The sequence below is a fragment of the Gordonia sputi NBRC 100414 genome (assembly GCF_000248055.1).
In the GTDB taxonomy this organism is placed as follows: domain Bacteria; phylum Actinomycetota; class Actinomycetes; order Mycobacteriales; family Mycobacteriaceae; genus Gordonia; species Gordonia sputi.
In genome coordinates this window covers 1-23848 of record NZ_BAFC01000005.1, presented here as the reverse complement: position 1 = coordinate 23848, position 23848 = coordinate 1, and the positions used below count along the sequence as shown (strand labels likewise).

At 65.9% G+C, this 23848-nt stretch carries 24 protein-coding genes and 1 pseudogene; 12 read left to right on the top strand and 13 right to left on the bottom strand.

The genetic code is table 11. From position 1 onward, the window contains the following. Positions 1–6 precede the first annotated feature (6 nt). Complete coding sequence (locus tag GOSPT_RS00635; RefSeq protein WP_005201889.1) at positions 7–666, top strand: potassium channel family protein; 660 nt, start codon at positions 7–9, stop codon at positions 664–666. Here GOSPT_RS00635 and GOSPT_RS00630 read toward each other — a convergent pair. Together GOSPT_RS00630 and GOSPT_RS00625 are read right to left on the bottom strand one after the other, a co-directional pair. Next, on the bottom strand, positions 640–1326 hold the full coding sequence (locus tag GOSPT_RS00630; protein WP_005201888.1) for a DUF3159 domain-containing protein: 687 nt from the start codon (positions 1324–1326) through the stop codon (positions 640–642). The two genes, GOSPT_RS00635 and GOSPT_RS00630, sit on opposite strands and share 27 nt — an antisense overlap. Further along, positions 1307–1684: an OB-fold nucleic acid binding domain-containing protein gene (locus GOSPT_RS00625; RefSeq protein WP_005201887.1), complete on the bottom strand. Its 378-nt coding sequence runs from the start codon at positions 1682–1684 to the stop codon at positions 1307–1309. The genes GOSPT_RS00630 and GOSPT_RS00625 overlap by 20 nt, the downstream gene beginning before the upstream one ends. Before the next feature lie 132 nt (positions 1685–1816). Here GOSPT_RS00625 and GOSPT_RS00620 point away from each other — a divergent pair, with 132 nt between their 5' ends. Continuing rightward, on the top strand, positions 1817–2578 hold the full coding sequence (locus GOSPT_RS00620; protein ID WP_039854156.1) for an alpha/beta hydrolase: 762 nt from the start codon (positions 1817–1819) through the stop codon (positions 2576–2578). A gap of 8 nt (positions 2579–2586) precedes the next feature. Here the strand turns inward: GOSPT_RS00620 and GOSPT_RS00615 are convergent, their stop codons facing one another. Both GOSPT_RS00615 and dut read right to left on the bottom strand, forming a co-directional pair. After that, positions 2587–3420, bottom strand: coding sequence for a DUF3710 domain-containing protein (locus GOSPT_RS00615; RefSeq protein ID WP_005201885.1), 834 nt, complete (start codon positions 3418–3420; stop codon positions 2587–2589). 92 nt (positions 3421–3512) lie between these two features. Beyond that, positions 3513–3989 (bottom strand): annotated as a pseudogene (gene dut, locus GOSPT_RS00610) (dUTP diphosphatase); the annotation flags it as partial. Between the two features lie 23 nt (positions 3990–4012). Between dut and GOSPT_RS00605 the strand changes: the two are divergent. Next, positions 4013–4576: a DUF3093 domain-containing protein gene (locus GOSPT_RS00605; protein WP_005201882.1), complete on the top strand. Its 564-nt coding sequence runs from the start codon at positions 4013–4015 to the stop codon at positions 4574–4576. Between the two features lie 124 nt (positions 4577–4700). Here GOSPT_RS00605 and GOSPT_RS00600 read toward each other — a convergent pair whose 3' ends face one another. Next, a complete protein-coding gene (locus tag GOSPT_RS00600) occupies positions 4701–5000 on the bottom strand; it encodes a DUF4193 domain-containing protein (RefSeq protein ID WP_005173015.1) in 300 nt (99 codons plus the stop codon). A gap of 476 nt (positions 5001–5476) precedes the next feature. Between GOSPT_RS00600 and cei the strand changes: the two genes are divergently transcribed. After that, positions 5477–6190 carry an envelope integrity protein Cei gene (cei, locus tag GOSPT_RS00595; protein ID WP_005201881.1) on the top strand — a complete coding sequence of 238 codons (714 nt, stop codon included), beginning with the start codon at positions 5477–5479 and terminating at the stop codon, positions 6188–6190. Between the two features lie 20 nt (positions 6191–6210). On the opposite strand, the gene GOSPT_RS00590 is transcribed toward cei, so the two are convergent. After that, positions 6211–7122: an inositol monophosphatase family protein gene (locus GOSPT_RS00590; protein ID WP_005201880.1), complete on the bottom strand. Its 912-nt coding sequence runs from the start codon at positions 7120–7122 to the stop codon at positions 6211–6213. A 203-nt stretch (positions 7123–7325) separates the two neighbouring features. On the opposite strand from GOSPT_RS00590, the gene ppgK reads away from it, so the two are divergent. After that, the gene (gene ppgK / locus GOSPT_RS00585) at positions 7326–8111 is read left to right on the top strand and encodes a polyphosphate--glucose phosphotransferase (RefSeq protein ID WP_005201879.1); all 786 of its coding nucleotides are present in this window, start codon (positions 7326–7328) and stop codon (positions 8109–8111) included. A 233-nt stretch (positions 8112–8344) separates the two neighbouring features. Beyond that, positions 8345–9796 carry an RNA polymerase sigma factor gene (locus tag GOSPT_RS00580; protein WP_005201878.1) on the top strand — a complete coding sequence of 484 codons (1452 nt, stop codon included), beginning with the start codon at positions 8345–8347 and terminating at the stop codon, positions 9794–9796. Positions 9797–9815: 19 nt separating this feature from the next. Here GOSPT_RS00580 and GOSPT_RS00575 read toward each other — a convergent pair whose 3' ends face one another. After that, complete coding sequence (locus GOSPT_RS00575; RefSeq protein WP_005201877.1) at positions 9816–10151, bottom strand: DUF952 domain-containing protein; 336 nt, start codon at positions 10149–10151, stop codon at positions 9816–9818. 300 nt (positions 10152–10451) lie between these two features. On the opposite strand from GOSPT_RS00575, the gene GOSPT_RS00570 reads away from it, so the two are divergent. Next, the gene (locus GOSPT_RS00570; protein ID WP_005173003.1) at positions 10452–10658 is read left to right on the top strand and encodes a DUF7455 domain-containing protein; all 207 of its coding nucleotides are present in this window, start codon (positions 10452–10454) and stop codon (positions 10656–10658) included. A 79-nt stretch (positions 10659–10737) separates the two neighbouring features. On the opposite strand, the gene GOSPT_RS00565 is transcribed toward GOSPT_RS00570, so the two are convergent. Beyond that, entirely contained in the window at positions 10738–12462 is a 1725-nt protein-coding gene (locus GOSPT_RS00565) for a DEAD/DEAH box helicase (protein WP_005201876.1), read from the bottom strand. Between the two features lie 345 nt (positions 12463–12807). Here GOSPT_RS00565 and GOSPT_RS00560 point away from each other — a divergent pair, with 345 nt between their 5' ends. After that, on the top strand, positions 12808–14094 hold the full coding sequence (locus GOSPT_RS00560; protein WP_005201875.1) for a YihY/virulence factor BrkB family protein: 1287 nt from the start codon (positions 12808–12810) through the stop codon (positions 14092–14094). 28 nt (positions 14095–14122) lie between these two features. Here GOSPT_RS00560 and GOSPT_RS00555 read toward each other — a convergent pair whose 3' ends face one another. Continuing rightward, positions 14123–14398 (bottom strand): DUF3039 domain-containing protein, encoded by a 276-nt coding sequence (locus tag GOSPT_RS00555; RefSeq protein ID WP_005201874.1) that lies wholly within the window; start codon positions 14396–14398, stop codon positions 14123–14125. Positions 14399–14581: 183 nt separating this feature from the next. On the opposite strand from GOSPT_RS00555, the gene GOSPT_RS00550 reads away from it, so the two are divergent. Continuing rightward, positions 14582–14968 carry a DUF3099 domain-containing protein gene (locus tag GOSPT_RS00550; protein ID WP_005201873.1) on the top strand — a complete coding sequence of 129 codons (387 nt, stop codon included), beginning with the start codon at positions 14582–14584 and terminating at the stop codon, positions 14966–14968. A gap of 192 nt (positions 14969–15160) precedes the next feature. After that, positions 15161–16171, top strand: a complete 1011-nt coding sequence (locus GOSPT_RS00545; RefSeq protein WP_005201872.1) for a sigma-70 family RNA polymerase sigma factor — start codon at positions 15161–15163, stop codon at positions 16169–16171. 27 nt (positions 16172–16198) lie between these two features. Here the strand turns inward: GOSPT_RS00545 and GOSPT_RS00540 are convergent, their stop codons facing one another. Together GOSPT_RS00540 and GOSPT_RS00535 are read right to left on the bottom strand one after the other, a co-directional pair. After that, a complete protein-coding gene (locus GOSPT_RS00540; protein ID WP_231894753.1) occupies positions 16199–19006 on the bottom strand; it encodes a bifunctional acetate--CoA ligase family protein/GNAT family N-acetyltransferase in 2808 nt (935 codons plus the stop codon). Positions 19007–19163: 157 nt separating this feature from the next. Next, positions 19164–20408, bottom strand: coding sequence for an acetoin utilization protein AcuC (locus GOSPT_RS00535; RefSeq protein WP_005201869.1), 1245 nt, complete (start codon positions 20406–20408; stop codon positions 19164–19166). A 133-nt stretch (positions 20409–20541) separates the two neighbouring features. Between GOSPT_RS00535 and GOSPT_RS00530 the strand changes: the two genes are divergently transcribed. Next, positions 20542–21225, top strand: a complete 684-nt coding sequence (locus GOSPT_RS00530; RefSeq protein ID WP_005201868.1) for an iron-dependent transcriptional repressor DtxR — start codon at positions 20542–20544, stop codon at positions 21223–21225. A gap of 26 nt (positions 21226–21251) precedes the next feature. On the opposite strand, the gene GOSPT_RS00525 is transcribed toward GOSPT_RS00530, so the two are convergent. Together GOSPT_RS00525 and GOSPT_RS00520 are read right to left on the bottom strand one after the other, a co-directional pair. Beyond that, entirely contained in the window at positions 21252–22334 is a 1083-nt protein-coding gene (locus GOSPT_RS00525) for a DUF4192 domain-containing protein (RefSeq protein ID WP_141630764.1), read from the bottom strand. An 82-nt stretch (positions 22335–22416) separates the two neighbouring features. Continuing rightward, on the bottom strand, positions 22417–23079 hold the full coding sequence (locus tag GOSPT_RS00520) for a hypothetical protein (protein ID WP_231894750.1): 663 nt from the start codon (positions 23077–23079) through the stop codon (positions 22417–22419). 265 nt (positions 23080–23344) lie between these two features. Here GOSPT_RS00520 and GOSPT_RS00515 point away from each other — a divergent pair. Next, positions 23345–23848 (top strand): PAC2 family protein (locus tag GOSPT_RS00515; protein WP_005201864.1); only part of this gene is annotated, 504 nt, incomplete at its 3' end.

Sequence of the window (23848 nt, the reverse complement as noted above, 5' to 3'; positions counted from 1 at the left end):
AGAGAGATGAAAGTCGCCATCGCCGGTGCAGGCGCAGTCGGTCGTTCGATCGCCCGTGAACTCATCGCGGCAGGCCACGAGGTCACCCTGTTCGAACGCCTCGCAAGCCACATCGACGTCGAGGCGGTCCGCGGAGCGAACTGGCTGCTCGCGGATGCGTGCGAGCTGGCCAACCTCGAACGAGCCGGGTTGCAATCCTACGATGTGATGATCGCCGCCACCGGCGACGACAAGGCCAATCTCGTGGTCAGCCTGCTGGCGAAGACCGAGTTCGCGGTGAGCAGGGTCGTCGCCCGCGTGAACGATCCGCGCAACGAGTGGCTGTTCGGAGAGGACTGGGGCGTCGACGTCGCGGTGTCGACACCTCGACTACTGGCCTCGCTGGTCGAAGAGGCGGTGTCGGTCGGTGATCTGGTGCGGCTCATGACATTTCGTCAGGGTCAGGCAAACCTCGTCGAACTCACACTGCCGCCCGACACCCCGCTGGCGGGCAAGCCGGTCCGCAAGATCGATCTGCCGCGCGACGCCGCGCTGGTGGCCATCATCCGTGGCGGCCGCGTGATCGTGCCCGAGCGCGACGATCCGCTCGAGGGTGGCGACGAACTCGTCTTCGTCGCCGCAGTCGACGTCGAACCGGCGCTACACGCGGCGATCCACGGCAGCTGAGGCCCCGTCGGCGCGCGACGCGCGTCGGACGAGCACCATGGTCACCACGACTGCGAGCGCGGTGAGTGGCCAGCCCATCCCGATCCGGGCGACGGCCAGCCAACCGGTATCGCCGCTGTCGTAGAGCGACGACTGTGCGAGATAGCGCCCCGCGAACACGAGCGCCCAGAATGCCGTGGCGACGTCGTAGGCGATCAATGTCCTGCGGTCGCGACGCCACTGCGTTCCTGCGCCGTTGACGTAATTCCAGGCCACGCCGATCAGCGGCCATCGAAGCAGGATCGAAGCGACCAGGACACCCGCGTACAGCAGCGACGTCCAGATGCCGAACAGAAAGTAGCCTTTCGCGTCGCCGACGCGATGGGCGATGAACGCGCAGATCGCCACGCCGAGAAAGCCGGAGATCGCCGGTGCGAGTCCGTCGTGACGGAACAGACGGACGGCCGCGACCACTGCTGCCGTAGCCAGTGCCGCGATGATCGCCGCCGTCACACCGAATGCGGCGTTGACGGCCACGAATACGATGACCGGGATCGTCGACGAGATCAGGCCGGATACTCCGCCGAGCTGCTCGAGAACCGTCGGCGTCGGCCGTTCGCCTGCCTGGGCTGCGTCGATGTCCGACGCGGCGTCGGGACTGTCAGTCTTCTCCGTCGCCATGCAATTCGTAATCGGGGTTGTAGATCACCTTGGTGCCGTTGTGTTCGCCGAGACGCCCACTCACGGTGATCTTCCGACCCGGCTCGATACCCGGGATGCGGTTACGTCCCATCCATTTCAGAAAGACGACGTCGCTTCCGTCGAAGAACTCGGCCTTGACCCCACTCTTGGCGGTGCGTGAACAGGTCTCGACCGCGCGCAACTCGCCATGCATAGTGACCTCGTCGCCGCGCGAACACTCCACCGCGCGCTGGGCGCCGGTGGCCGCCGACTCCGCCGCGATCTTCTCCGCGTCGGCTTCTCCGAGATCTTCGGTGAGCCGCCTGGTCAGTCGCTTGAGATAACCGGCTGTGGGCATCCCAACCTCCAAATAGCGATGTGGGCACGATCAGTGTTTCGGGCGCGGTGTATCGGGCTGAACCAACCGAGCCGCACTCGGTCAGCCTAGACCCCTGCGCTCACCAGTTACAACGGACGGCATCATCGGTTCATGCCCTCGGCTGACACCGCGCCCCCACCAGCACCGACCGCGTTGATCGCCATGCCCGGCACAGGGTCGGACGACGACTACGTTCGACGGGCATTCGGGGCGGCCGCCCGACTTCTCGACGTCGAGCTCATCGCTGTGGAACCGACCGCCGACCTCATCCCCGGATTCATCCGCGCACTCGACGCCGCGGCGCGCGAGCATGCGGTCGTCCTGGTCGGCGGCGTGTCCATCGGCGCGGTGACCGCACTGCGGTGGGCGCTGGACCGACAGGCCGCACACACCGGAACCTGTGCCGGCGTCCTGGCTGCGCTACCGCCGTGGAGCGGCGAACCGTCGGGATCGCTTGCCGCGGCGAGCGCCCGCCTCACCGCCGACTCCATCGAACGCGACGGACTCGACGCAACGATCGCGGCGATGGTCTCGACGAGTCCCGAGTGGCTCGGCGTCGAGCTGAGTCGGTCGTGGCGCGCGCAGTCCCGCGACCTGGTCGCACAACTGCGCGCGGCGGCGGAGTGCGCGGCTCCAACCTCGGACGACATCTCCAAACTCGCTGTGCCACTTGCGCTCACCGCCACGCTCGACGATCCACTACATCCCCGCACAATCGCCGAGGAGTGGTCGGCCGCTGCACCGCGCGCGGAGATCGTCGACGTCGAATTGACTCAGTGGGGCACAGATCCCTCGGTGCTCGGGACATCGTGCGCGCGAGCCTGGCTGCGCCTGAGTGCGGCGCAGGAGTCGGAGCCTGCCCGGCGCCTATGAGAGCGAGGTCAGCGGCGTCGACGAAAACGCTGCATTGCCGAGCCCGCCGAGCGGGTCTGATCGTCGGAGGAGTCGACGTCCCCACCGGCCGTGAACTCGGCGTCGTCGGCGGCGTCGCCCGTGTCCGTGCCACCCGTCTGCTGCGCAGTCGGATCGTCACCCGAGCCTGCAACGGCTCCGTCGGGTACGACGACGCCGGGCGGGACATCGCCACCCTCGGCCGACGCGCCCTCGAACATCTGCTGTTGTGCTGCGGCGACCTGCTCGGCCAAGACCGGCGGCAGGACAAGAGGCAGCATCTCGCGGGGAGGTGCGGGCTCGGCGCCTCGACGCACCACCGACTCCGCGAGCACGGCACGAGACAGCTGGGACAGTTCGGACGCGGTTTCGTTCGGTCCGCTCGCCACCAGGCGAACCATCCAGCGCGGGCCGTCGACGCCGATGAAACGATGACAGCCGCCCGGAACCTCTGCGACGATTTCGCGGCCCCAATGACCGTCTTCGATGCTCGTGGTCGCTCCGTCGTTCTTCAATGAGTCGACGAGTTCACCGACCACCTCGCGCCACAGTCCCGGCGACTTCGGCGCCGCGAAAGCAGCGACGGTGATCCGGCCGTAGGGAGTCACCAGGTAGACGGCCTCTGGTTGATGGTCGGCGGTCATCTCGACGGTGACCTGGCCGCCTTCGACAACAGGCACCAGCACGGCACCGAGGTCGAGGTGCGATTTCTCGAGATCCTCTGCCGGGGTGTCGAGTTCGGTGATGTCGTAGGGTCCGCGCGCCTGCCCGATGAGCAGCGGCTGGTCGGCAGTGTCCGACGCCGACTCGGGGTCTCGTGCCATCACGTGGGGTTCTCCTCGTTCGCGTTGTCGCCTGCGGTATCCGAGCCGTTGGCCGGGTCGACAGTGCCCGGATCGACGGATCCCCCACCCGTCAGTATGGCGTGTCCGCCGCTCGATCCGTAGCCACCCTCGCCGCGAGCTGTCTCGTCGAGCTCGTCGACCTCGGTGAAGTCGGCGAGTTCGATCCTCTGGATCAGCAACTGCGCGATGCGATCCCCGCGCACGATGCTGATCGTCTCCGACGGGTCGAGGTTGATCAGACACACCTTGATCTCCCCGCGGTACCCGGCGTCGATGGTTCCGGGCGCGTTGACGATCGACAATCCGGCGCGCGCGGCGAGTCCCGACCGCGGATGGATCAGCCCGACCGTTCCGAATGGCAGCGCCACGGCGATCCCCGTTCCGACGAGCTGTCGACGGCCTGGCGGCAGTTCGACATCAATGGTGGAACAGAGGTCGACACCCGCATCGCCGGCATGAGCCCGAGTCGGCAGTGGAATGTCCGGATCGAGTCGCTTCACCGGGATCTGACCGATCGGTGCAGCGCCGGGGGTGGATTCTACGGTCACGAACGCAGACTACGCTGAGCTTTGTGAGTTCATCCGAACGCCCCGAGGAGACCGGGGTCCGGTCGTCAGGACCGACTGATCCGGCAGCAGACCGCTACAGCGAACGGCTGCGTGTGCCCCTGTGGTGGTGGCCTGCCGCGGCAGTGGTGACCGCGGTCGCCGGATACGAGATAGAGCTCTCGGCGCATCGCTCGTCGTGGAGTTTCGTCGGATACATCGCCGTCGGGCTGCTGTGTGCATTCATGCTGTGGTCGATGGGCCGTACCCAGATCAGGGTCAGCGCCGACGGGGTCTTGCACGCGGGCAAGGCGCAATTGCCGAGCTCTGTCATCGCGCGCGGGGCGAGTATCCCTGCGTCGGCCAAGAGTGCGGCGCTCGGTCGGCAGCTCGATCCGGCTGCCTTCCTCATGCACCACGCGTGGATCAAGACGATGGTGTTGTTGGTGTTGGACGATCCCGATGACCCGACGCCCTACTGGCTGGTGTCAACGCGTCATCCCGAAAAGGTGCTCGCCGCACTGGGCATTCCCGATGCCAGCACGACGCATACGGTGAGTCCTGAGCACTCGGACCGCGACCAGGGCTGAAGCGACCTGGGCTGAAGCGACCAGGAGTGGGGACGACCAAGGCTGGGGGCCCACGGTCGGTCCGAGACTCACGAGCAGACGCAAGCGGCGCAGCGGTGCCGGATACCGGCACGCTGCGCGCCGCTCAGGCGCAGTCGACGCAGATGAGCGAGCTGCCGTTCTCCCGAGCCAATCGGCTGCGGTGATAAACGAGGAAGCAGCTGCTGCAGGTGAACTCGTCGGCCTGCTTGGGGATCACGCGGACGGAGAGCTCTTCACCCGAGAGATCAGCGCCGGGCAGCTCGAAAGACTCGGCCGTGTCGGTCTCGTCGACGTCAACCGCAGACGACTGGGCTTCGCTGCGACGAGCCTTCAACTCTTCGAGCGAATCCTCATTCAGGTCTTCGGTCTCCGTACGCCGTGGCGCGTCGTAATCAGTAGCCATTGTGTGCCTTACTTGGTTGGAGTTGGAGCCGAGGAGGACTGGCTTGTGGCCAGTCGACCAATGAGCACGATGCCTGTCGGGGGTTGGATTTCACCGACGTCACAACAACTCGTGGCGCCTGCAATTCGTTACCCCCAACCAAACAGATTTATGTGATGTGCATCACATATTCTGCAGACTGGTCCGCCCTTGTCTAGGACGGGGCGCCCGAACTGTAGTGCATCGCTTGTCCGCGGTCAACATCACGCGTACGCCGATTCATTCCCGAGTGTCGGTCGACTCAGACGCACACCCGGAGTGAACCAGGACTCGTGCGCAGACCGGACCGACTCACACGCACAGGGACCGACTCGCATACACAGTGCTTGACCCACACCCGCGCACGAACCCTCTACAGTGAACCTCGTCCTGCTCGCTGGGCTCCCGGCGTCGGCAGGCGCAGGTATGCGTGGATGCGAGAAGGAGCAGGGTCAACGGTGGTCTCGAGGATTACGGTCGGTTACCCCACCGATGACAAGGGACGCCCCTATCGACGTCGGCGTGCGCGGCCCGCCATCATCGTCGCGGTCATCCTGCTCGTCGTGGGTGTGATCGCATGGGCTGTCGCGCTTTCCAACTCGACGGCCGACGCAACGCCCACGAGTTGCAACCAGCCCACACCGGCCAGTTCATCGGTGGCGGCACCCCCGGTCGCCAATGCCCCAGCGGCCGCGTCGGCGAAGACACCGAAGCTGACCGTCGTCAGCCGTGACGACATGCTGAAGGTCGCACCCGCCGCACTGTCGACGTTCCAGGTGCGTGTGCTCAACGCGTCGACTCAGCGCGGCGAAGCCCAGACGGTCTCAGACGATCTGACCGCGCAGGGATTCAATCCCGTTCCCGACGGTGCATACGCCGACGACGCCCTCTACCCCAACCACGACCTCGACTGCGTGGCGCAGATCCGCTTCGGGCCCGCAGGAAAGGCTGCCGCAGCGTCGGTCTGGGTCGCGATCCCGTGTGCAGAACTCGTCGACGACGGCCGCACCGGTACCTCAGTCGACGTCGCGCTCGGCGAGCACTACAAGGCACGTGAGCAGTCGCAGGACACACAGGCCGCGCTCGAAGCCCTTCGCTCGGCGGACCCGCACAACCCCAAGACCGGAGCCGACCCGGGAGTGGTGCGGGCGGTTCACGCCCAATCCTGTTGATCGACAGCCTGATTGATCCCTCAGGAGATCGGCGACAGCGCGCCGATCTCATCGAGCAACGCGAAGAACTCATCAGCGATACCAGGCGCGACGGCAACCGTGGCGTCGCCGGCTGCTGAGCGCGAATCCGGTGGCGGAGTCCGCACAATCGCACCCGCCTCTGCTGCGATGAGGGCACCGGCCGCCCAATCCCAGGGACTCAATCCGTGCTCGATGTGCGCATCAACCGCGCCGGAGGCAACCATGCACAGGTCGAGCGCCGCGGCACCTATCCGACGTAGATCCCGAACCCGCGGAAGAAGCCGGGACATCAGCTCGCCCTGTGCGCGTCGGCGTTCGACGTCGTAGCCGAAGCCGGTCGCGACCAGAGCGAGGTCGACGCGCGAGATCGGGTTGGCACGAAGCCTCGTACGCACACCGTCGCGGACTTCATATGCGCCACCCGACAGCGTCGCCGTGTAGACGACGTCGCGCGCGACGTCGACCACAGCACCGGCAACCGACCTGCCGTCGACCTGGGCGGCCACGGAGACCGCATACGCGGGGATGCCGTAGAGGAAGTTGACGGTCCCATCGATGGGATCGATCACCCAGCGCACACCGGACGGGACCTCGACGGTGCCGCCCTCTTCCTCACCGAGCACGGCATCGTCGGGACGCAGGCGCTTGAGCAGCCCGCGGATGAGTTCCTCGGACTCGGTGTCGGCGAGCGTCACAGGGTCGGTCGGCGTCGATTTCGTCGACACTGCCGACGGGGCAACGTCATTGCCTGTTCCCGGTGCCGTTCCGGTGTGACCGAACAGCTCCGGCCGCCGCCTGCGGACATGGCGAGCCGCTTCGGTGGCCACCTCGAATGCCACCTCACCAAGCCGCTCCACATCGACGCCGGCGATAGTCGGAGCCGTATCGACCTTCTCGCGGGGGATGTTCACCAGACCATCATGTCAGTTGACCTTCGCCCGACCCTCTCGGTGACCTCTACTCGACCTGTGGGCGGCACGCAATCACCCGACGGGTACGCGATCGTCACCGTGCGACACGATTTCCGACAAGGTCCGCCCGTTGCACGTCACGCCTCGATAGCCTGAATATCGCACGGTCGCGGACACCGCGATCCCCGAGAGAGGAAGCCGCCATGACCGACTCATCCACCTCTGCGAGCGATTCCGCCGGACCACGCGCGTTCGGCGTCGACGTCGGGGGGTCGGGGATCAAGGGCGGAATCGTGGACCTCACGACCGGCAAGCTGGTCGGCGAACGCTACAAGGTGCTCACCCCCAAACCGGCGACACCCGAAGCGGTCTCGCGAGGCGTTGCCGAGGTCGTCGGCCACTTCAACTGGGATGGGCCCGTTGGCATCACACTTCCCGGAGTCATCACCGGCGGAACCATGCGCACCGCGGCGAACATCGACAAGGGCTGGATCGGCACGAATACCTACGAGCTCTTCGCCAAGGATCTCGGGGGGCGTGCTCTGTCGGTCGTCAACGACGCGGACGCAGCCGGAATGGCCGAGGACGCGCACGGCGCCGGACGTGGCGTCGACGGGGTGGTCATGCTGCTGACGTTCGGCACCGGCATCGGATCGGCGATCCTGGTGAATGGCACGCTCGTACCGAACACCGAGCTCGGCCACCTGATCGTCGGAAAGAAGGAAGCCGAGCATCAGGCGTCCTCGCGCGTGAAGGAAGAAAAGGGCTGGTCGTACAAGAAATGGTCCAAGAAGGTCAGCAAGGTCCTCGATGAGTACGAGGCACTGTTCTGGCCGTCGTTGTTCATCGCGGGCGGCGGCATCAGCTGCAAGGCCGACAAGTGGATTCCGTACCTCACGAACGAGACCAAAGTGGTTCCGGCGACCCTGCAGAACACGGCCGGAATCGTGGGAGCCGCGATGGCCGTCGATCAGGGTCTCAAGCCCTGATCCCGTCGACGTCGCAGCGATCTCGTAGCGCCCGCCGTCGGCGATCCCCAGGGGTCGCCGACGGCGCGCTACCGAGATTGCGACAACCGGCCTGACCTGGCATTTGTCACATTCGGGGTGATGTTGTCGTTACAATGGCTTCCACCGGTGACGATGCACCGAGAAACCAGCCCGATCCGCAGCGGTTCTCCGCTGTGAATCAGCGTGTCAGATTGTGTTCGGAAAGGTTGTACGTGGCAGCCACCCAGACCCGCCAGAGCGACGCCGAAGCCGAGGATTCGACGACGACGTCGGCCCCGGCTGCAGATAAGCCAACGGCAAAGAAGACCGCCAAGAAGGCGGCCAAGAAGGCCACAGCTCGCAAGGCCCCCGCCAAGAAGGCGGCCAAGAAAGCCGCTCCGAAGAAGGCGGCCAAGAAGGCCGCGAGTCCTGCCGACGGGGCAGAAGAAGCCAACGAAGCAGAAGAACTCGACGGCGGCTCGATCGACGACATCGACGGCCCCGACGCGGAACTCGACGAAGACGTCGAGATCGACGACGACGATCTCGAGGTCGACGACGAGGAAGCCGAAGATACGGCCGACGACGACGCCGAAGAGGAGTCCGAGACTCCCGCGAAGACGACCGCCGGAGCCACTCCCCCGGTCGCGCCGCCCGCCGACAAGGCGTCGAAGGACGCCGACGCGAAGACCGCAGGAGACTTCGTCTGGGACGAGGAAGAGTCAGAGGCTCTTCGTCAGGCCCGCAAAGACGCAGAGCTCACCGCGTCCGCCGACTCGGTTCGTGCCTACCTCAAGCAGATCGGCAAGGTCGCCCTCCTCAACGCAGAAGAGGAAGTCGAACTCGCCAAGCGCATCGAAGCAGGCCTGTACGCCACCGAGCGTCTGCGTCGGATCATGGAATCCGGCGAGAAGATCTCGACCGCACAGAAGCGCGACCTGAACTGGATCTCCCGCGACGGCAACCGCGCCAAGAACCACCTTCTCGAGGCCAACCTGCGTCTCGTCGTCTCCCTCGCCAAGCGCTACACCGGCCGCGGCATGGCGTTCCTGGACCTGATCCAGGAGGGCAACCTCGGCCTGATCCGCGCTGTCGAGAAGTTCGACTACACCAAGGGTTACAAGTTCTCGACGTATGCCACCTGGTGGATCCGTCAGGCGATCACCCGCGCGATGGCCGATCAGGCCCGCACCATCCGTATCCCGGTGCACATGGTCGAGGTCATCAACAAGCTCGGCCGCATCCAGCGTGAGCTGCTCCAGGACCTCGGCCGTGAGCCGACTCCCGAAGAGCTCGCGAAGGAAATGGACATCACGCCCGATAAGGTGCTGGAGATCCAGCAGTACGCGCGTGAGCCCATCTCGCTGGACCAGACGATCGGCGACGAGGGCGACAGCCAGCTCGGCGACTTCATCGAGGACTCAGAGGCCGTGGTTGCGGTCGACGCGGTCAGCTTCACGCTGCTCCAGGATCAGCTGCAGTCGGTGCTCGAGACGCTGTCCGAGCGCGAAGCCGGCGTCGTCCGACTCCGCTTCGGACTCACCGACGGTCAGCCGCGCACACTCGACGAGATCGGCCAGGTCTACGGCGTGACGCGTGAGCGCATCCGTCAGATCGAGTCGAAGACCATGTCGAAGCTTCGGCACCCGAGCCGCTCGCAGGTTCTGCGCGACTACCTCGACTGACCGTCGATACGGCCGCGGTTCAGGTACCTGATTCGTCGAACGGCGCGAACGTGCCGTCCGCTTGCTGCGGGTAGCTCGTGACGTCGACCACCGCGCTCAGCGGTAGCGGGCCGTAGAGGTGCGGGAACAGCATCGATTCCGGATCGCCGGCGACGCCGGGTTCCCAGCGGATCTCGGCGTCGAGTCGTGTCGGCTCGACGTGCAACGCAAGCAGGTCGTGCTCACCGGAGTAGAACCGGTTGGCCGGCAGGTGCACCTGCTGCGGAGTCGAGAGGTGGATGAACCCGACGTCGGCGAGCGACGACGGCCGCAGCTCCGATTCGTGTCGGACTGCGTCCCAGTCCGCATTCGACATCAGATGAATGAGGTGTTCGACGGTCCGTCCGTCGGTTGGTGACGTCACTGCAGCACCATAGCCACCAGAGGTCTCACCACCATCGAAATGTGAGCCAGATCGCCTCTCGCGTAACGGGATCGTGTAGTTGTGTTGCACCTCGGCGAACCGATGTAAACGGTGAGTGACGACACACCCGGGAAACCGGCGGAACAATACGAGGCCCCGAAACGTCTGACACAGTGAGGTTGACGCATCGTCCGGATGCGTTGGCTCTGAAGGGAAGGCGACCACACCGGCGCCGGACCGGGACGGAGGAAAATGTCTGACATCGCCACCACAACCCCGATCTCCATACCGCTCACCGCTGCCGATCGCTGTGATCGCTGTGGCGCAGCCGCAAAGGTTCGTGCCGTCCTGCCCAAGGGCGGCGAGCTTCTCTTCTGCCGCCACCACTTCAACGAGCACGAGGCCCGACTCGTCGAGCTCAGTGCCACCGTCGAAGAGTCTGCGGGAGAGCTGGTCTAGAGACCGATACACGTAGCGAACGCCCCGACCACTCGTATGTGGCCGGGGCGTTCTGCTATTCAGATCTTGTGCGCTCGCGTCACCGCCACGCGCGCAGCGCCTTGATGCGCTCGCGGAGTTGGTCGGCTGTGGCCATCGCCGTCGGCGGGCCGCCGAGTTTGCTGCGTAGTTCGTTGTGGACCATGCCGTGCGGCTTACCGGTGCGATGGTGGTGCATCGCGACCAGCCCGTTGAGTTCTTTTCGTAGCGCGTGGAGGTTCTCGCCCGTCGCCTGCTGTGTCGGCACCTTGTCTGCCGCCGGAACGATCCGCGTCACCGCCGATCGCTGCGCAACCTGGTCGGCCTGCTTCTTGCGCAGCAGTGCGCGCACCTGGTCGGCGTCGAGCAGCCCTGGAAGTCCCAGGTAGTCCGATTCCTCGTCGCTGCCCGCAAACGTCGCGGTACCGAACGATGAACCGTCGAAGATCACCTGGTCGAGCTCGGCGTCGGCATGCAGCGATTGGAAGCTCTTTTCCTCCTCGCCCGCCTCGTCCTTCTGCTTGTTGGCATCGATCAGCAGCGCGTCGTCGAGGCCGTCGCTGTCGCGATGAGGTTTGCCGAGCACGTGGTCGCGCTCTGCTTCCATCTGGCTCGCCAGGTTCAATAGCACCGGGACTGAGGGCAAGAACACGCTCGCGGTCTCGCCCGGGCGTCTCGAGCGCACGAAACGCCCGATTGCCTGCGCAAAGAACAGCGGCGTCGACGCACTTGTCGCGTACACGCCGACCGCCAGGCGCGGAACGTCGACGCCCTCGGACACCATGCGGACCGCGATCATCCATTCGTCGTCGGATTCGGCGAACTGCGAGATGCGCGACGTCGACTTCGGGTCGTCGGAGAGGACGAGGACCGGTTTGCGGCCGGTGATCGACTCGAGGAGTTCGGCATAGTCGCGGGCAACGGTCTGATCGGTGGCGATGACCAGGCCGCCTGCGTCGGGAACGCCTGCCGCACGCAACTGGCCGAGTCGTGTGTGTGCGGCCTGGAGCACGGACGGAATCCAGTCACCGTGCGCGTCGAGCGCGGTTCGCCAGGCTCGCGCCGTCTGCTCGGCGGACAGTGGCTCTCCCAGTCGGGCGGTGTACTCCTCCCCCGCCGACGTACGCCAACTCGCCTGCCCCGAGTACGCGAGGAACACGACAGGCCGCACGACGCCGTCGGAGAGTGCGTCGGCGTAGCCGTAGGTGTGGTCGGCACGCGATCGCAGCACGCCACCCTCTTCCGGCTCGTACGTGACGAACGGGATGGGTGAGTCGTCGGAGCGGAACGGCGTTCCTGTCAGGGACAACCTTCGCACGGCGTCGGAAAACGCCTCACGGATCGCGTCGCCCCACGATTTCGCGTCGCCACCGTGATGGATCTCGTCGAGGATCACGAGGGTTCGACGATTCTCGGTGCGCACCCGGTGCCGGGACGGGTGCGCGGCCACCTGCGCGTAGGTCAGGGCGACACCGTTGTAGTCGGAGCTGGTTTGACCGTCGGAGTTGCGGAACCGGGAGTCCAGAGCGATGCCGACGCGCGCGGCGGCCTGCGCCCACTGATGCTTGAGATGTTCGGTCGGGGTGACAACGGTGACCTGTTCGATCGTGCGATCGTCGAGCAGTTCCCGCGCGACCCGAAGTCCGAACGTCGTCTTTCCCGCACCCGGCGTTGCGACCGCGAGAAAGTCTGTCGGCCTGGTCGCGAGGTACTTCGTGAGCGCTCGTCGCTGCCAGGCGCGTAGCGGCGGACCGGCGGGCGTTGCGGGCGATTGGGCAGAAGTCACGTAATCAAAGCTCCCGACGGCGCGAAGGCAAGAAACAACCCCTCGGCCAGATGGACCGTGCCGGAACACATTCACTCATCCGAGGGGACTTCTCGATCTTAGCGGCTCGCGCCGACGCCGCTTTCGCCAGACACGGGTGATCGACGCGAGCGCCGCAATGGGGTCTGTGACACGCGGCAAGGGGTGTGTCGCACGCAACCTGCGCCGATCAGGGATGCTGGACCCATAGCCACGACACGCCGCAACCCTGTTCCGATGACCGACGACGCCACCCCGTCGCCGGCTCTCGGAGAACGCGCGCGCAGACCTCCGCGCCGGCCGGCACCCGTGTCGATGGACCTTCCGATGGGAAACGACGGGCGGCCGCTCGATTCCCCAACACTCGACACTCCTGCCCTCGACTCTCCTGCCCTCGATGCCGCTGCGGCCCCGCGTGGCTCTCCGCCGACGCGTGACACCGACGACGCCGCGTCGGAAGGAACCGACGATCCGCAGGCGCACCAGCCGTCTGCCCCCGGGCCGCCTGTGCTGCCGAACATCCATCGGGTTGTCTGGCGCACGATCAAGAAGGCATGGGACGACGGAATCGTCGGCTGGGCCGCACAGGCCGCGTTCTGGCAGGCGTTGTCGCTGCCTCCGCTGCTTCTCGGGCTCCTCGGCAGCGTCGGCTACGTCGCCGGGTGGTTCGGTCCCGACACCGTCGAAGTGATCTCGTCGCGGATCATCAGCTTCGCGGAACGCACGTTCTCGACGAGCGTCGTCAACGATCTCATCACCCCGACCGTCGACAACGTCCTCGGTCGCGGACGGGTCGGAGTGATTTCGATCGGCTTCATCCTGTCGCTGTGGGCCGGGTCGTCGGCCGTGTCGTGTTTCGTCGCGTCGATCGTTCGGGCGCACGACCAGCACGAGGTACGCAATCCGGTGTGGCAGCGAATCTTCGCGCTCCTGCTGTACGTGTGCTTCCTGCTCGTGTCGGTGTTCCTGCTGCCACTGGTTGCACTCGGCCCGAACTACCTGCACGAGATCGTGCCCGACTCGTGGGACCGAGGTGTGAGCGCGCTGATCGACTACGGATACTTCCCGTTCGTCGCGCTGCTGCTCCTCGGGGTCCTCACGACGCTCTATCACCTGGCGCTGCCGAATCCGCTGCCCTGGCATCGGCTCGTCGGCGGCGCGGTGGTCGCCGGGATCTTCTTCTGGATCGCCAGCTACGTGCTGCGTATCTACCTCGCCGCGATCACACGCGCCGGATACACCTACGGCGCACTGGCGACGCCGATCGCCTTTTTGCTGTTCACGTTCTTCCTCGGCTTCGCGATCGTGATCGGCGCCGAGTTCAATGCCGCGGTGCAATCACTGTGGCCGGCCAAACCCCCTGCCACCGCGCACGTCCGACACTGGGTACACGAGCAGACCTCCGACATCACCGGCCACATCAAGTCGATTCCCGAGCGACTGGCCACCGGGCCGATCCGCAAGTCCCCTCAGCAGCCCGACGACGCTACGCGCGACTCGGGCTCCGAGGCCGACACGGACGTCCACGCGTATGACACCCCGACCGATGGCATGCAGACTCCCCGGGACCGGTCGTCACCTCAACGGCAACCGCCGCCCGGCAAACGTCGTTAGCGGGCGGCGGTGGCTGCGGCAGGAAACGTCACTCTTTGCGCATCCGGTTGTAGATCTTCTTGCACTTGGGGCAGACGGGCGATCCCGGCTTGGCCGAGCGCGTCACCGGGAACGTCTCGCCGCACAGCGCCACCACGTGATTGCCCATGACCGCGCTCTCGGCGATCTTGTTTTTCTTGACGTAGTGGAAGAACTTGGGTTTGTCGTCGTCTCCCCGATCCGTCGCGTCGGCGTCGGGCCGCTCGTCGGTCTTGGTGTCCGACCATTCGTCGAGGTCGGGACGCTCGATAGTTTCGGTAGCCATGCGCTCTATTGTGCTCCTCACTGCCCGATTCCGACACGGTGACCCACGACGCCCGACGACCAGGGCCACCAGCGCGGCCTGAGACACGCCCGAGCGCGTCACACGACGGTTGCCCCGTCGGTGCAATCAGGAACCGAAAGTGGAACAGTGGAGACATGGGATTCGACGGAACGAAGCGCAGTCATGGTGGGTACTGAGGGGCCACGCCGCGATCATGTGTCGCCCGAGGCCTTCCTCATCACCGACGCGCAGGAATCCCTCGACGAGCAGCACAGGGCGCGCGTACGCAAATATCTGACGCTGATGTCGTTTCGTGTTCCCGCGCTGATCATCGCGGGCATCGTCTACAGCATGACCGGATCGGGCTGGTGGGCGCTCGGCATCGTCGCACTGTCGATCCCGCTCCCCTGGGTCGCCGTCCTGATCGCCAACGATCGACCGCCTCGCAAGCGCGGAGAGGTAGCCCACTACAAATACGGCCCCGACCACCACGTCGTCGGCCCACAGGCTCTCGGCGGCGAGTCGAACGTCATCGACTCCACCGTCGCCGACGACCGACATCGAAACTGACGGCATCGACACCCGGTTTGAGTGGACCCAGTCGCGTCAGCTGGACCAGATCTCAGCCGATTCTCAGTCGCTCTCTCGTACCAGATCGAGCGTTCATGCAGCTCAGGAGCCAGTAGACCGAATCAGCCCCCGGGGAACTTTCACGGAGTGCATGTCGTTGCACCCTATGAACGCACTCGATTAGGAGGCCAGATGTCACGCTCCACCGTCACACGCTCCACATCCACCGTCGCTTCTGGCGACACCACCCCCTCACGCCCGGCGATGACGGAACAAGATCTCGACGCACAGTCACCTGCGGCAGATCTGGTCCGTGTCTACCTCAACGGCATCGGCCGCACGGCGCTGCTCAACGCAGAGCAGGAGGTCGAGCTCGCCAAGCAGATCGAAGCCGGCCTCTACGCCAAGCACGTTCTGGCGACCCGCAAGCGGCTGTCCGCTGCCAAGAAGCGTGATCTCACGATCGTCGTTCGTGAGGGCGAGGTCGCACGAGCTCACCTACTCGAGGCCAACCTCCGCCTCGTCGTCTCGCTGGCCAAGCGCTATACCGGCCGCGGAATGCCACTCCTCGACCTCATCCAGGAGGGCAATCTCGGCCTGATCCGCGCGATGGAGAAGTTCGACTACGCCAAGGGCTTCAAGTTCTCAACGTACGCGACCTGGTGGATCCGTCAGGCCATCACGCGAGGCATGGCAGACCAGAGCCGCACCATCCGTCTGCCTGTCCATCTCGTCGAGCAGGTCAACAAGCTGGCCCGCATCAAGCGTGAGCTGCACCAGCAACTCGGCCGCGAGGCCACCGACGACGAGCTCGCCAACGAATCGGGCATCCCGGCGGAGAAGATCGCAGATCTGCTCGACCACAGCCGCGACCCGGTGAGCCTCGACATGCCGGTGGGCAGCGACGAGGAGGCACCGCTCGGCGACTTCATCGAAGACGCGGAGGCGACCTCCGCGGAGAGCGCCGTCATCGCCGGACTCATGCACACCGACGTCCGCGCGGTGCTTGCCACGCTCGACGAGCGTGAGCAGCAGGTGATCCGTATGCGCTACGGCCTCGACGACGGACAGCCACGCACACTCGACCAGATCGGCCGCATGTTCGGGCTCTCGCGCGAACGCGTCCGTCAGATCGAGCGTGAGGTGATGGGCAAGCTCCGCCAGGGCGAGCGCGCCGAGCGTCTGCGCGCCTACGCGAGCTGACTCGCCACCGCTAACTCAATCGTCCAATCAGCTCAATCGTCTCGGTCCGGTATCCGCCTTGGTGGGCACCGGGCCGATTCGTATGCGGGCGTTGAGGATTGCTGCGCCCTCCGGCGAACACAGCACGGGGTCGACGAAGATCTCGCGGATCTCCGGGATGTCGTCGGCCATCGTCGAGATGCGGATGAGCAGGTCGACCAGAGCTTCCCGATCGACAGGGGCCTCTCCCCGATAGCCGTAGAGAAGCGGGGCCGATCGTGGCTCGTCGATCAGTTCGTCGGCGTCGAGGGCGGTGATCGGGATCGCGCGATACCCGTCGTCGCCGAGTAGCTCGAACGTCCTGCCCGACAAGCCGAACGAGATCAGTGGCCCGAACGACGGGTCGTCGCGCATGCGCACCATGGTGCCGACGCCCTTGGGCGCCATCTTCTGCACGTGGAGCACCTTGTCACCGGTCAGCTCCGAGATCTCGGCGAACGCGGTCACCACGGCGGTGGCGTCGGGAAGGTCGAGTCGTGCGCCTTCACGGTCGAGTCGGCCGCGCCACGACGGCGACGTTGCTTTGACGGCCACGGGAAATCCCAGGTCACGCGCCGCGGCCGACGCCTCGTGCATCGTCGAGACCTCGCGGAAGGGAACCACCCGGACGCCGTACCACTCCAGCAGGCGTGCCGAGTCGACGTCGCCGAGTACCGTCACCTCATCGGCGCCTGCGGCCGTGGAGCCACCTGACTCATCCGACTCATCGTCAGAAGGTCCGCACATCGCTTCGCGCACCCATGTCCGCGCCGCCTCGGGGTCGATACCGTCGGGCCTTTCGACGGGGACTTCCGGTCGCGCGCACCAACGCGCGTACTGCCACGCGCGTGCCAGCGCGGCCGCTGCCCGTTCAGGAGACGAATACGACGGAATCGAGCCGCGGGCAGGTAACCCCGACGGCCCGGGCTTCATCAGGCCCGGCGGGATGCCCTCGACGGCGAGGAAGGTGGTCACGATCGGTTTGTCGGCATCGGCGTCCGGTGTGTTCGCGCCTGCGATCAGTGCGCGGGCATGCCAGCCGAGGTCGACGGCGACGGGTGGCACGAAGACGACGATCACGCTGTCGACCCCCGGATCGGCCATCGCCTGCGCGACGGCGCCCTCGAAATCGTCCTCCGAGGCTCCTGCGCCGAGGTCTATGGTCGACTCCACTTCCAGACCACCCGAGCGCGCGGTATCAGCGGCGAGGCTGCCGAGCACCGACGAGTTGCCGATGATGCGGGTCCGGGGGCCGCGAGGTAGGGGTTGGTACGCGAAAAGCGATGCGCAGTCGAACAATTCGGGAATGGTGTCGACCTGGATGACGCCTGCTTGCTCGAGCATCATCTGCGCGATGCGATCGTCGAGGCTCGCCGCAGCGGTCCGTGCGGCACGCACCGGGCTCATCGCCCCCTTACCGGACTTCACCGCGACGATCGGCTTCGACCGCGACACCCTGCGGGCGATGCGCGAGAACTTCCGCGGGTTACCGAAGCTCTCCAGGTACAGCAGCACGACGTCGGTGGCGGTATCGGAATCCCAGTACTGCAGCAGGTCATTGCCCGAGACGTCGGCGCGGTTGCCCGCCGAGACGAATGTCGACAGTCCGATCTGTCGATGGGCGGCCGTGTCGAGGATCGCGATGCCGAGCGCACCGGACTGACAGAAGAATCCGACGCGGCCCAGCGGCGGGATACGCGGCGCGAGAGTGGCATTCAGCGCGATCGACGGGTCGTTGTTCGCGACGCCGAGGGCATTGGGCCCGACCAGGCGCATGCCGTGCTCGCGGACCTGCTGAACGAGGCGATGTTCGCTCTCCAGACCCGCCTCACCGCTCTCCCCGAAGCCGGACGACACGATCACCAGCGCACGCACGCCCTTGACCATGCAGTCGTCGAGCACCTCGTCGACGCTCGCCGCGGGCACCGCGACCACGGCGAGATCGACCGGGTCGGGGATGTCGCGCACCGTCGGGTACGCGCGGATTCCCCTCACCGATGGCGGTCGCACGCGGGGCGCACGCGCCGGGCCGCGATGACGTCGCTGTGGTGTGCGCGTGGCCCCGGCGCGCGCCGCGTCGTGGGCCGATTCGCCCTGCTCATCGTCGGGCTCACCGTCACGGTCGGGACCATTCACCGGGAACACCGGTCCGGTGAATCCGGCCGCAATGATGTTGGCCAGCAGTGCGTTTCCCACCTTTTTGGGATCGGTCGACGCACCGATCACGGCGACGGACGCCGGCCGCAGCAGGTTGGCGACGCTGCGCGCCTCGGAGGCGCGCTCACGGTCGTTGCGCACGGAGAGCATCGCCTCGGTGGGATCGATCGTGAACTCGACGTGCACCGTCGAGCCGTCGAATGCGCGCGAGATCTGGTAGCCGGCGTCGCGGAAGACGGCGACCATGTTGGGATTCTCGCTGAGCACCTCGGCCTCGAAGCGGGTGAATCCGTTCTCGGCAGCTGCACCGGCGAGATGTTCGAGGAGAATGGGTCCGAGTCCCCGGCCCTGGTGTTCGTCGGCGACGACGAAGGCGACCTCTGCGGATTCGGGCTTGCCATCGGCGGCGAGTCCCTCGTAGATGCCGATCGCGATGATCTCCCCACCGAGCACCGCGACGATCGCAACCCGGTTGTGGTGGTCGACCGTGGTCATGCGTGCGACCTCACGCGGCGGAAGAGTCGGCGTCGGACCGAAGTAGCGCATGTACCTGGTGCGTTCTGACAAGCCCGAGTGGAATCGGACGACGCGGTCGGCATCGTCGGGAACGATCGGACGCAGATGCACCACACCGCCGTCGGACGCGAGGACGTCGGCGATCCAGTGTCGGGGGTAGTCCCACGGACCGCGCGGGCGCTCGCCCTCTGCGTGATCATCCCGGTGACCGGCCTGTACGGCTGAATCGGTCGCTGGAGTATCAGTCGCTGGGGTATCAGTCCCGGTTGAATCAGTTGCGGTCGAATCAGTCACGGGGGAATCAGTCACGGGGGTCCTCCGGGTCGAGTCCGTGTAGCGGATACACCGCACGGCGAGTGGCCATGATGGCGCGATCTGTTTGTCGTTGGGCGCTCTCGTCGATGCCGGGCGGCGGTTGTTGGCCCGTGTCGCCATCCCACTCGACGAAGTCGACGTCGCCGCCGTCGCCCATGACATGCACGGGCGCCTGCGAGTACTCCGAGTGCACCTGCGTGGCGATTTGTTCTGCTGTGGCACACCATGATTCGTTGATCGGTGTCGACACGTCGACGTCACGATCGAGCACAACGCCGAGCAGATGCGACCAACTGCGCGGCACGACATTCACCACGCCGTAGCCGCCTCCACCGACAGCTATCCACCTGCCGTCGCAATACTTCTCGGCTAGGTCACGCATCGCGATCATTGCCGCGCGCTGCCCGTCGACGGTCAATGAGAGATCGGTCAACGGATCGGCGCGATGACTGTCGGCGCCGCACTGGCTGATGATGATCTGCGGCTTGAACTCGGCGATCAACGACGGAACGACAGCGTGGAATGCGCGCAGCCACAACCGATCCTGAGTGTCGGGCATCAGCGCGATGTTGACCGCGGAACCCTCGGCGGCATCCTCACCGACCTCGGTCGGCCAGCCGGTTCCCGGCCACAGTGTCGCGGGATGCTGGTGCAGCGACACCGTCATCACGCGCGGGTCGGATGCGAACGCCACCTGCACGCCATCACCGTGGTGTGCGTCGATGTCGATGTAGGCGATGCGGTCGAAACCGTTCTCGAGCAGCCAGTGGATCGCGACGGCGCAATCGTTGTAGATGCAGAATCCCGCTGCACGCGACCGCATGGCGTGGTGCATTCCGCCACCGATGTTGACCGCCCGACGCACCGCTCCGGAACCGACCGCCTGCGCTGCCGCCAGCGTTCCACCGACCAGCAGCCGCGCCGCCTCGTGCATTCCGTCGAACACGGGATTGTCGGAGTCGCCGAGTCCGAACAGACGCTCGAGAAGCGGGCCCGACAACGACGCCGTTCCCGATCCGACGGCACGCACCGCGTCGATGTAGTCCCGACTGTGGACGACGGTCAGAGCATCGTCGCCGATAGCGAGCGGTTCGGAGACGTCGACGTCGTCGAGCACTCCGAGGCTCTGTGCGAGGGTCATCGTCAGCGCCAAGCGCACGGGATTCATCGGGTGGGTGTGTGCCCAGCGATACGAGAGGAACTCCTCGCTCCAGATCACTGCCGCGCTCATCGATGTCTCCACGCACTACGCACACAACCAAGGCTAGTGCCTCACCGCGCGGGCCGGACGCGTTCGGCATGTGACGAGGCAGTCTCGGAAGCAGGTCAAGGTACTCTTGTAAAGACGGAAGGGACTGGCTCAAGTGAACGATCTGGTTGATACCACCGAGATGTACCTCCGGACGATCTACGACCTCGAAGAAGAGGGAATCGTCCCACTGCGCGCACGCATCGCCGAACGACTCGAGCAGAGCGGACCGACCGTGTCTCAGACGGTCGCGCGTATGGAACGTGACGGATTGTTGCGCGTCGCGGGCGACCGCCACCTCGAACTGACCGACAAGGGTCGTGCCCTCGCGGTCGCCGTCATGCGCAAGCACCGTCTCGCCGAGCGGCTGCTCGTCGATGTCATCGGCATGCCCTGGGACCAGGTCCACGAGGAAGCGTGCCGCTGGGAGCATGTCATGAGCGAGAACGTCGAGCGCCGGCTCCTCGCCGTGCTCGACAACCCGACGACCTCGCCATACGGCAATCCGATTCCCGGCCTGGCAGAACTCGGCGTCGAGACGCCGACGTCCACGGGAGAGGCCGCTCGCCTGTCCGATCTCCCGCAGGGTGAGGCGGTCGCGGTGATCGTCCGCCGACTCTCCGAGCACGCCCAGTCCGATACCGAGCTGATCGCTGCGCTGCGCGACGCGGGAGTCGTCCCGAACGCACGCGTGACAGTGACCTGCACCCCGCAGAAGGTGGAGATCAGTACTCCCGGTCACGCCGGACTGACCCTGTCTCCCGAGATGGCCCACTCGCTGTTCGTCGAAAAGGTCTGAGCGACACCGCAATCCGGCGCCACCGGTCAACTCGCATTACGCAGAGTGGCGCCGGGGAGCGTTACGCCGAGTTGTGCTGCCGCGTCGTACGAGTCACCGATGAGGTGCCAGAGGTTGTCCGGGCGTAGCCCGTTGCGCAGCGAGTGGTCGAGGAGCTGTGCGAGTTTCCACGTGCGGTCGGCCTCGCGCGCGACGTCGAGCGCCACGCCCGCAAAGCTCCCCTCACCTGCGATGTAGTGCAGATGCGCGAGGAGCGTCGCGGCGCTGGCTCGTCCGGTACCCGTCAACCGTCGGGTCAGTTCACGCCACAACACCTCGGCGCCTGCACGAAGATCGGTGACCGCGAAGCCCAGCGCGGCATCGCGAACCTGAACGTCGCAGATCGCGCGTTCGAGTTCGGCAACCCGCTCGCACGAGAAGCGGTCGGGCTCCATCACGACCGCCTCGTAGATCGCTGCCATGAGTTCGTGTGGTGGCTCGTCGTCGAAGCTGCCTCCGCCAGCCCCTGCGTGGCAGGAGCCGTCGTCGCAATGAGGCGCCGGGGCGAGCATCGATGCGATCTCCGCGCGGCTTGCCAGGAGCAACCGCCCCGAATGAACTGCATCGGACACAGCGGTCGGCGAGGTCCGCGGATCCGTGAGCACTCCGCGTTGCAGCGACGACCGCGACGTGAGTGCAGCGCTGTGCTCCCAGATCTGCATCCAGTGCTCGCCCTCCGCGAAGCGACCGCACACGTAGCCGCGACCGATACCGCCGCACCGTCGCATCCGCCGATCCACTATCGACAGAATCTCCTCATACGTCCGGGAATCGAGGTCGAAGCGGTCGTCACCGATCACCGCGATGAGGTCGGCACTGCCGTAGCCCCGCAGTATTCGCGCCAGATTGTCGATCTCGTTGAGCATCGGCCGCGCAGGGGTGTCGTCAGCGGCAAGGTCGAGATCCAGCCGTACGGACGCCTGGACCGTGCGCGCGTCCGGTGCCAGCGCCAGGAGAATGAGTGAGCGCTCCGGAATGAAGCCGAAGAAGCCAGGGATGGCGGTGAGCAGCGCAGAGACGGTCCGGATGGGCCCGTGCGGCGATTCTTTTCGAAGTGACATGTCGAACATCTTGGGTTCGTCTGCGGACGACAGAACCCGCCAACTGCCCCGATGACCCACCTTGTGCACATCCTCGGACGGATGCACAGATTCACGAACCGAATGCCGCCCGCAGCGCCTTCTCGAAGAGGGCACCGAGCTGACCACTGGCCTCGGTGCTGATGTCACCAGCTGATGGCCATCGGTACTGGCAATACACGCGCACTGTGCCCCGCTGTCCGATATAGGTCATCGTGCGCGTCAGGAGCGGCGCCTGGTCGCCACCGGTCTCGACCGTCCGCAGGACGGCTGCGGTGTCGACACCCGCAGGGTGTGCGGGAGCGTCGGACACCCTTGTCTGCACCTTGCTCGTCGCCGTCGTCTCGTTGCCGGTGGTCGCTCGAGGACACGCACGCGCCTGATCGACCACCGCGCTCAACGCGTCATCGACTCCGACGACGGCGGAGGTGAAGGACGCACGGTCGGCTTCGACGATTCCCAGATAGACGACGGCTCCATCGGAGCCAACCGCCGCGGGCTGACACTCGGGTGGATCGTAGGGCGAGTTGGCTGGTCGGCCGATGAGGTCACCGATGGCATATGCGACCGAGTTCTGCGGAACGCGGGTCGCACCCGGCACTGGGAAATCGGCTGCGGTCACCGACCGCGAGGAGAGATCGGAGGTGTTCTGCGTCGCATCACCATCGACCGAACACGACGCCACGAGAAAAGCCGCGGCCAACCCCATCACCAGACCGACACTGCGTACACCCACGAACTTCGACTGTGCCACCGCAAGGCCGAGGCACCGGTCACGACACTCCGGCGGTCCCCAGATCATCTCGGGGAATCGAGAGGTGGGCGCGGTTGTTGAACACACAAAGATCCGCTAACACACAAGGATCCGCTGCAAGAACAACACAGATGCGCCACGCGGACGCTCGACGAGCGACACCGATTGGTCACGAGTGGTGTGGATGCGGGACAATTCGACGAACAGGTAGGACAGGCACGTGCCGATCTTCAAGAGGAGGGACGACATGGATTCCAATCCGGACGAGGGCCGTCAGCTCTTCGAGCTCGCCTTCCCCGCTCCCCAGGTCTCCGACGCCACGGGGACCGGCCCCGTACTTATTCACGCACTCGACGGCTTCGCCGACGCGGGACATGCCGTGGCACTCGCCGCGCAGAACCTTCGCGACTCGCTCGAGTCCGAGGTGGTGGCGACCTTCGACAACGACGAGCTGATGGACTATCGCTCGCGCCGACCGACGATCACCTTCAGCGGCGAGACCTTCACCGACGTGGAGATGCCCACCCTGACGCTGCACGCGATCCGCGACAATGCCGGTAAGCCGTTCCTGCTGCTCTCCGGCTCGGAGCCGGACCTGCGGTGGGAACAGTTCACCGAGGCCATTCGACGCCTCGCCGACCATTTCCGGGTGACCGACGTGATCGGTCTCAACGCCATCCCGATGGCCGTTCCGCACACCCGGCCATCGTCGTTGACCGCGCACGGCAACGAGCCCGAATCGTTGGGCGAT

What these genes read in the sequence shown, in the direction of transcription:
- GOSPT_RS00545 (WP_005201872.1), top strand. Translation starts at nt 15,161, where the DNA reads ATGTCACGCTCCACCGTCACACGCTCCACATCCACCGTCGCTTCTGGC.
- GOSPT_RS00570 (WP_005173003.1), top strand. Translation starts at nt 10,452, where the DNA reads ATGTCTGACATCGCCACCACAACCCCGATCTCCATACCGCTCACCGCT.
- GOSPT_RS00535 (WP_005201869.1), bottom strand. Translation starts at nt 20,408, where the DNA reads ATGAGCGCGGCAGTGATCTGGAGCGAGGAGTTCCTCTCGTATCGCTGG.
- GOSPT_RS00635 (WP_005201889.1), top strand. Translation starts at nt 7, where the DNA reads ATGAAAGTCGCCATCGCCGGTGCAGGCGCAGTCGGTCGTTCGATCGCC.
- GOSPT_RS00625 (WP_005201887.1), bottom strand. Translation starts at nt 1,684, where the DNA reads ATGCCCACAGCCGGTTATCTCAAGCGACTGACCAGGCGGCTCACCGAA.
- ppgK (WP_005201879.1), top strand. Translation starts at nt 7,326, where the DNA reads ATGACCGACTCATCCACCTCTGCGAGCGATTCCGCCGGACCACGCGCG.
- GOSPT_RS00525 (WP_141630764.1), bottom strand. Translation starts at nt 22,334, where the DNA reads ATGTTCGACATGTCACTTCGAAAAGAATCGCCGCACGGGCCCATCCGG.
- GOSPT_RS00555 (WP_005201874.1), bottom strand. Translation starts at nt 14,398, where the DNA reads ATGGCTACCGAAACTATCGAGCGTCCCGACCTCGACGAATGGTCGGAC.
- GOSPT_RS00630 (WP_005201888.1), bottom strand. Translation starts at nt 1,326, where the DNA reads ATGGCGACGGAGAAGACTGACAGTCCCGACGCCGCGTCGGACATCGAC.
- GOSPT_RS00550 (WP_005201873.1), top strand. Translation starts at nt 14,582, where the DNA reads ATGGTGGGTACTGAGGGGCCACGCCGCGATCATGTGTCGCCCGAGGCC.
- GOSPT_RS00560 (WP_005201875.1), top strand. Translation starts at nt 12,808, where the DNA reads ATGGGAAACGACGGGCGGCCGCTCGATTCCCCAACACTCGACACTCCT.
- GOSPT_RS00575 (WP_005201877.1), bottom strand. Translation starts at nt 10,151, where the DNA reads ATGTCGAATGCGGACTGGGACGCAGTCCGACACGAATCGGAGCTGCGG.
- GOSPT_RS00615 (WP_005201885.1), bottom strand. Translation starts at nt 3,420, where the DNA reads ATGGCACGAGACCCCGAGTCGGCGTCGGACACTGCCGACCAGCCGCTG.
- GOSPT_RS00620 (WP_039854156.1), top strand. Translation starts at nt 1,817, where the DNA reads ATGCCCTCGGCTGACACCGCGCCCCCACCAGCACCGACCGCGTTGATC.
- GOSPT_RS00600 (WP_005173015.1), bottom strand. Translation starts at nt 5,000, where the DNA reads ATGGCTACTGATTACGACGCGCCACGGCGTACGGAGACCGAAGACCTG.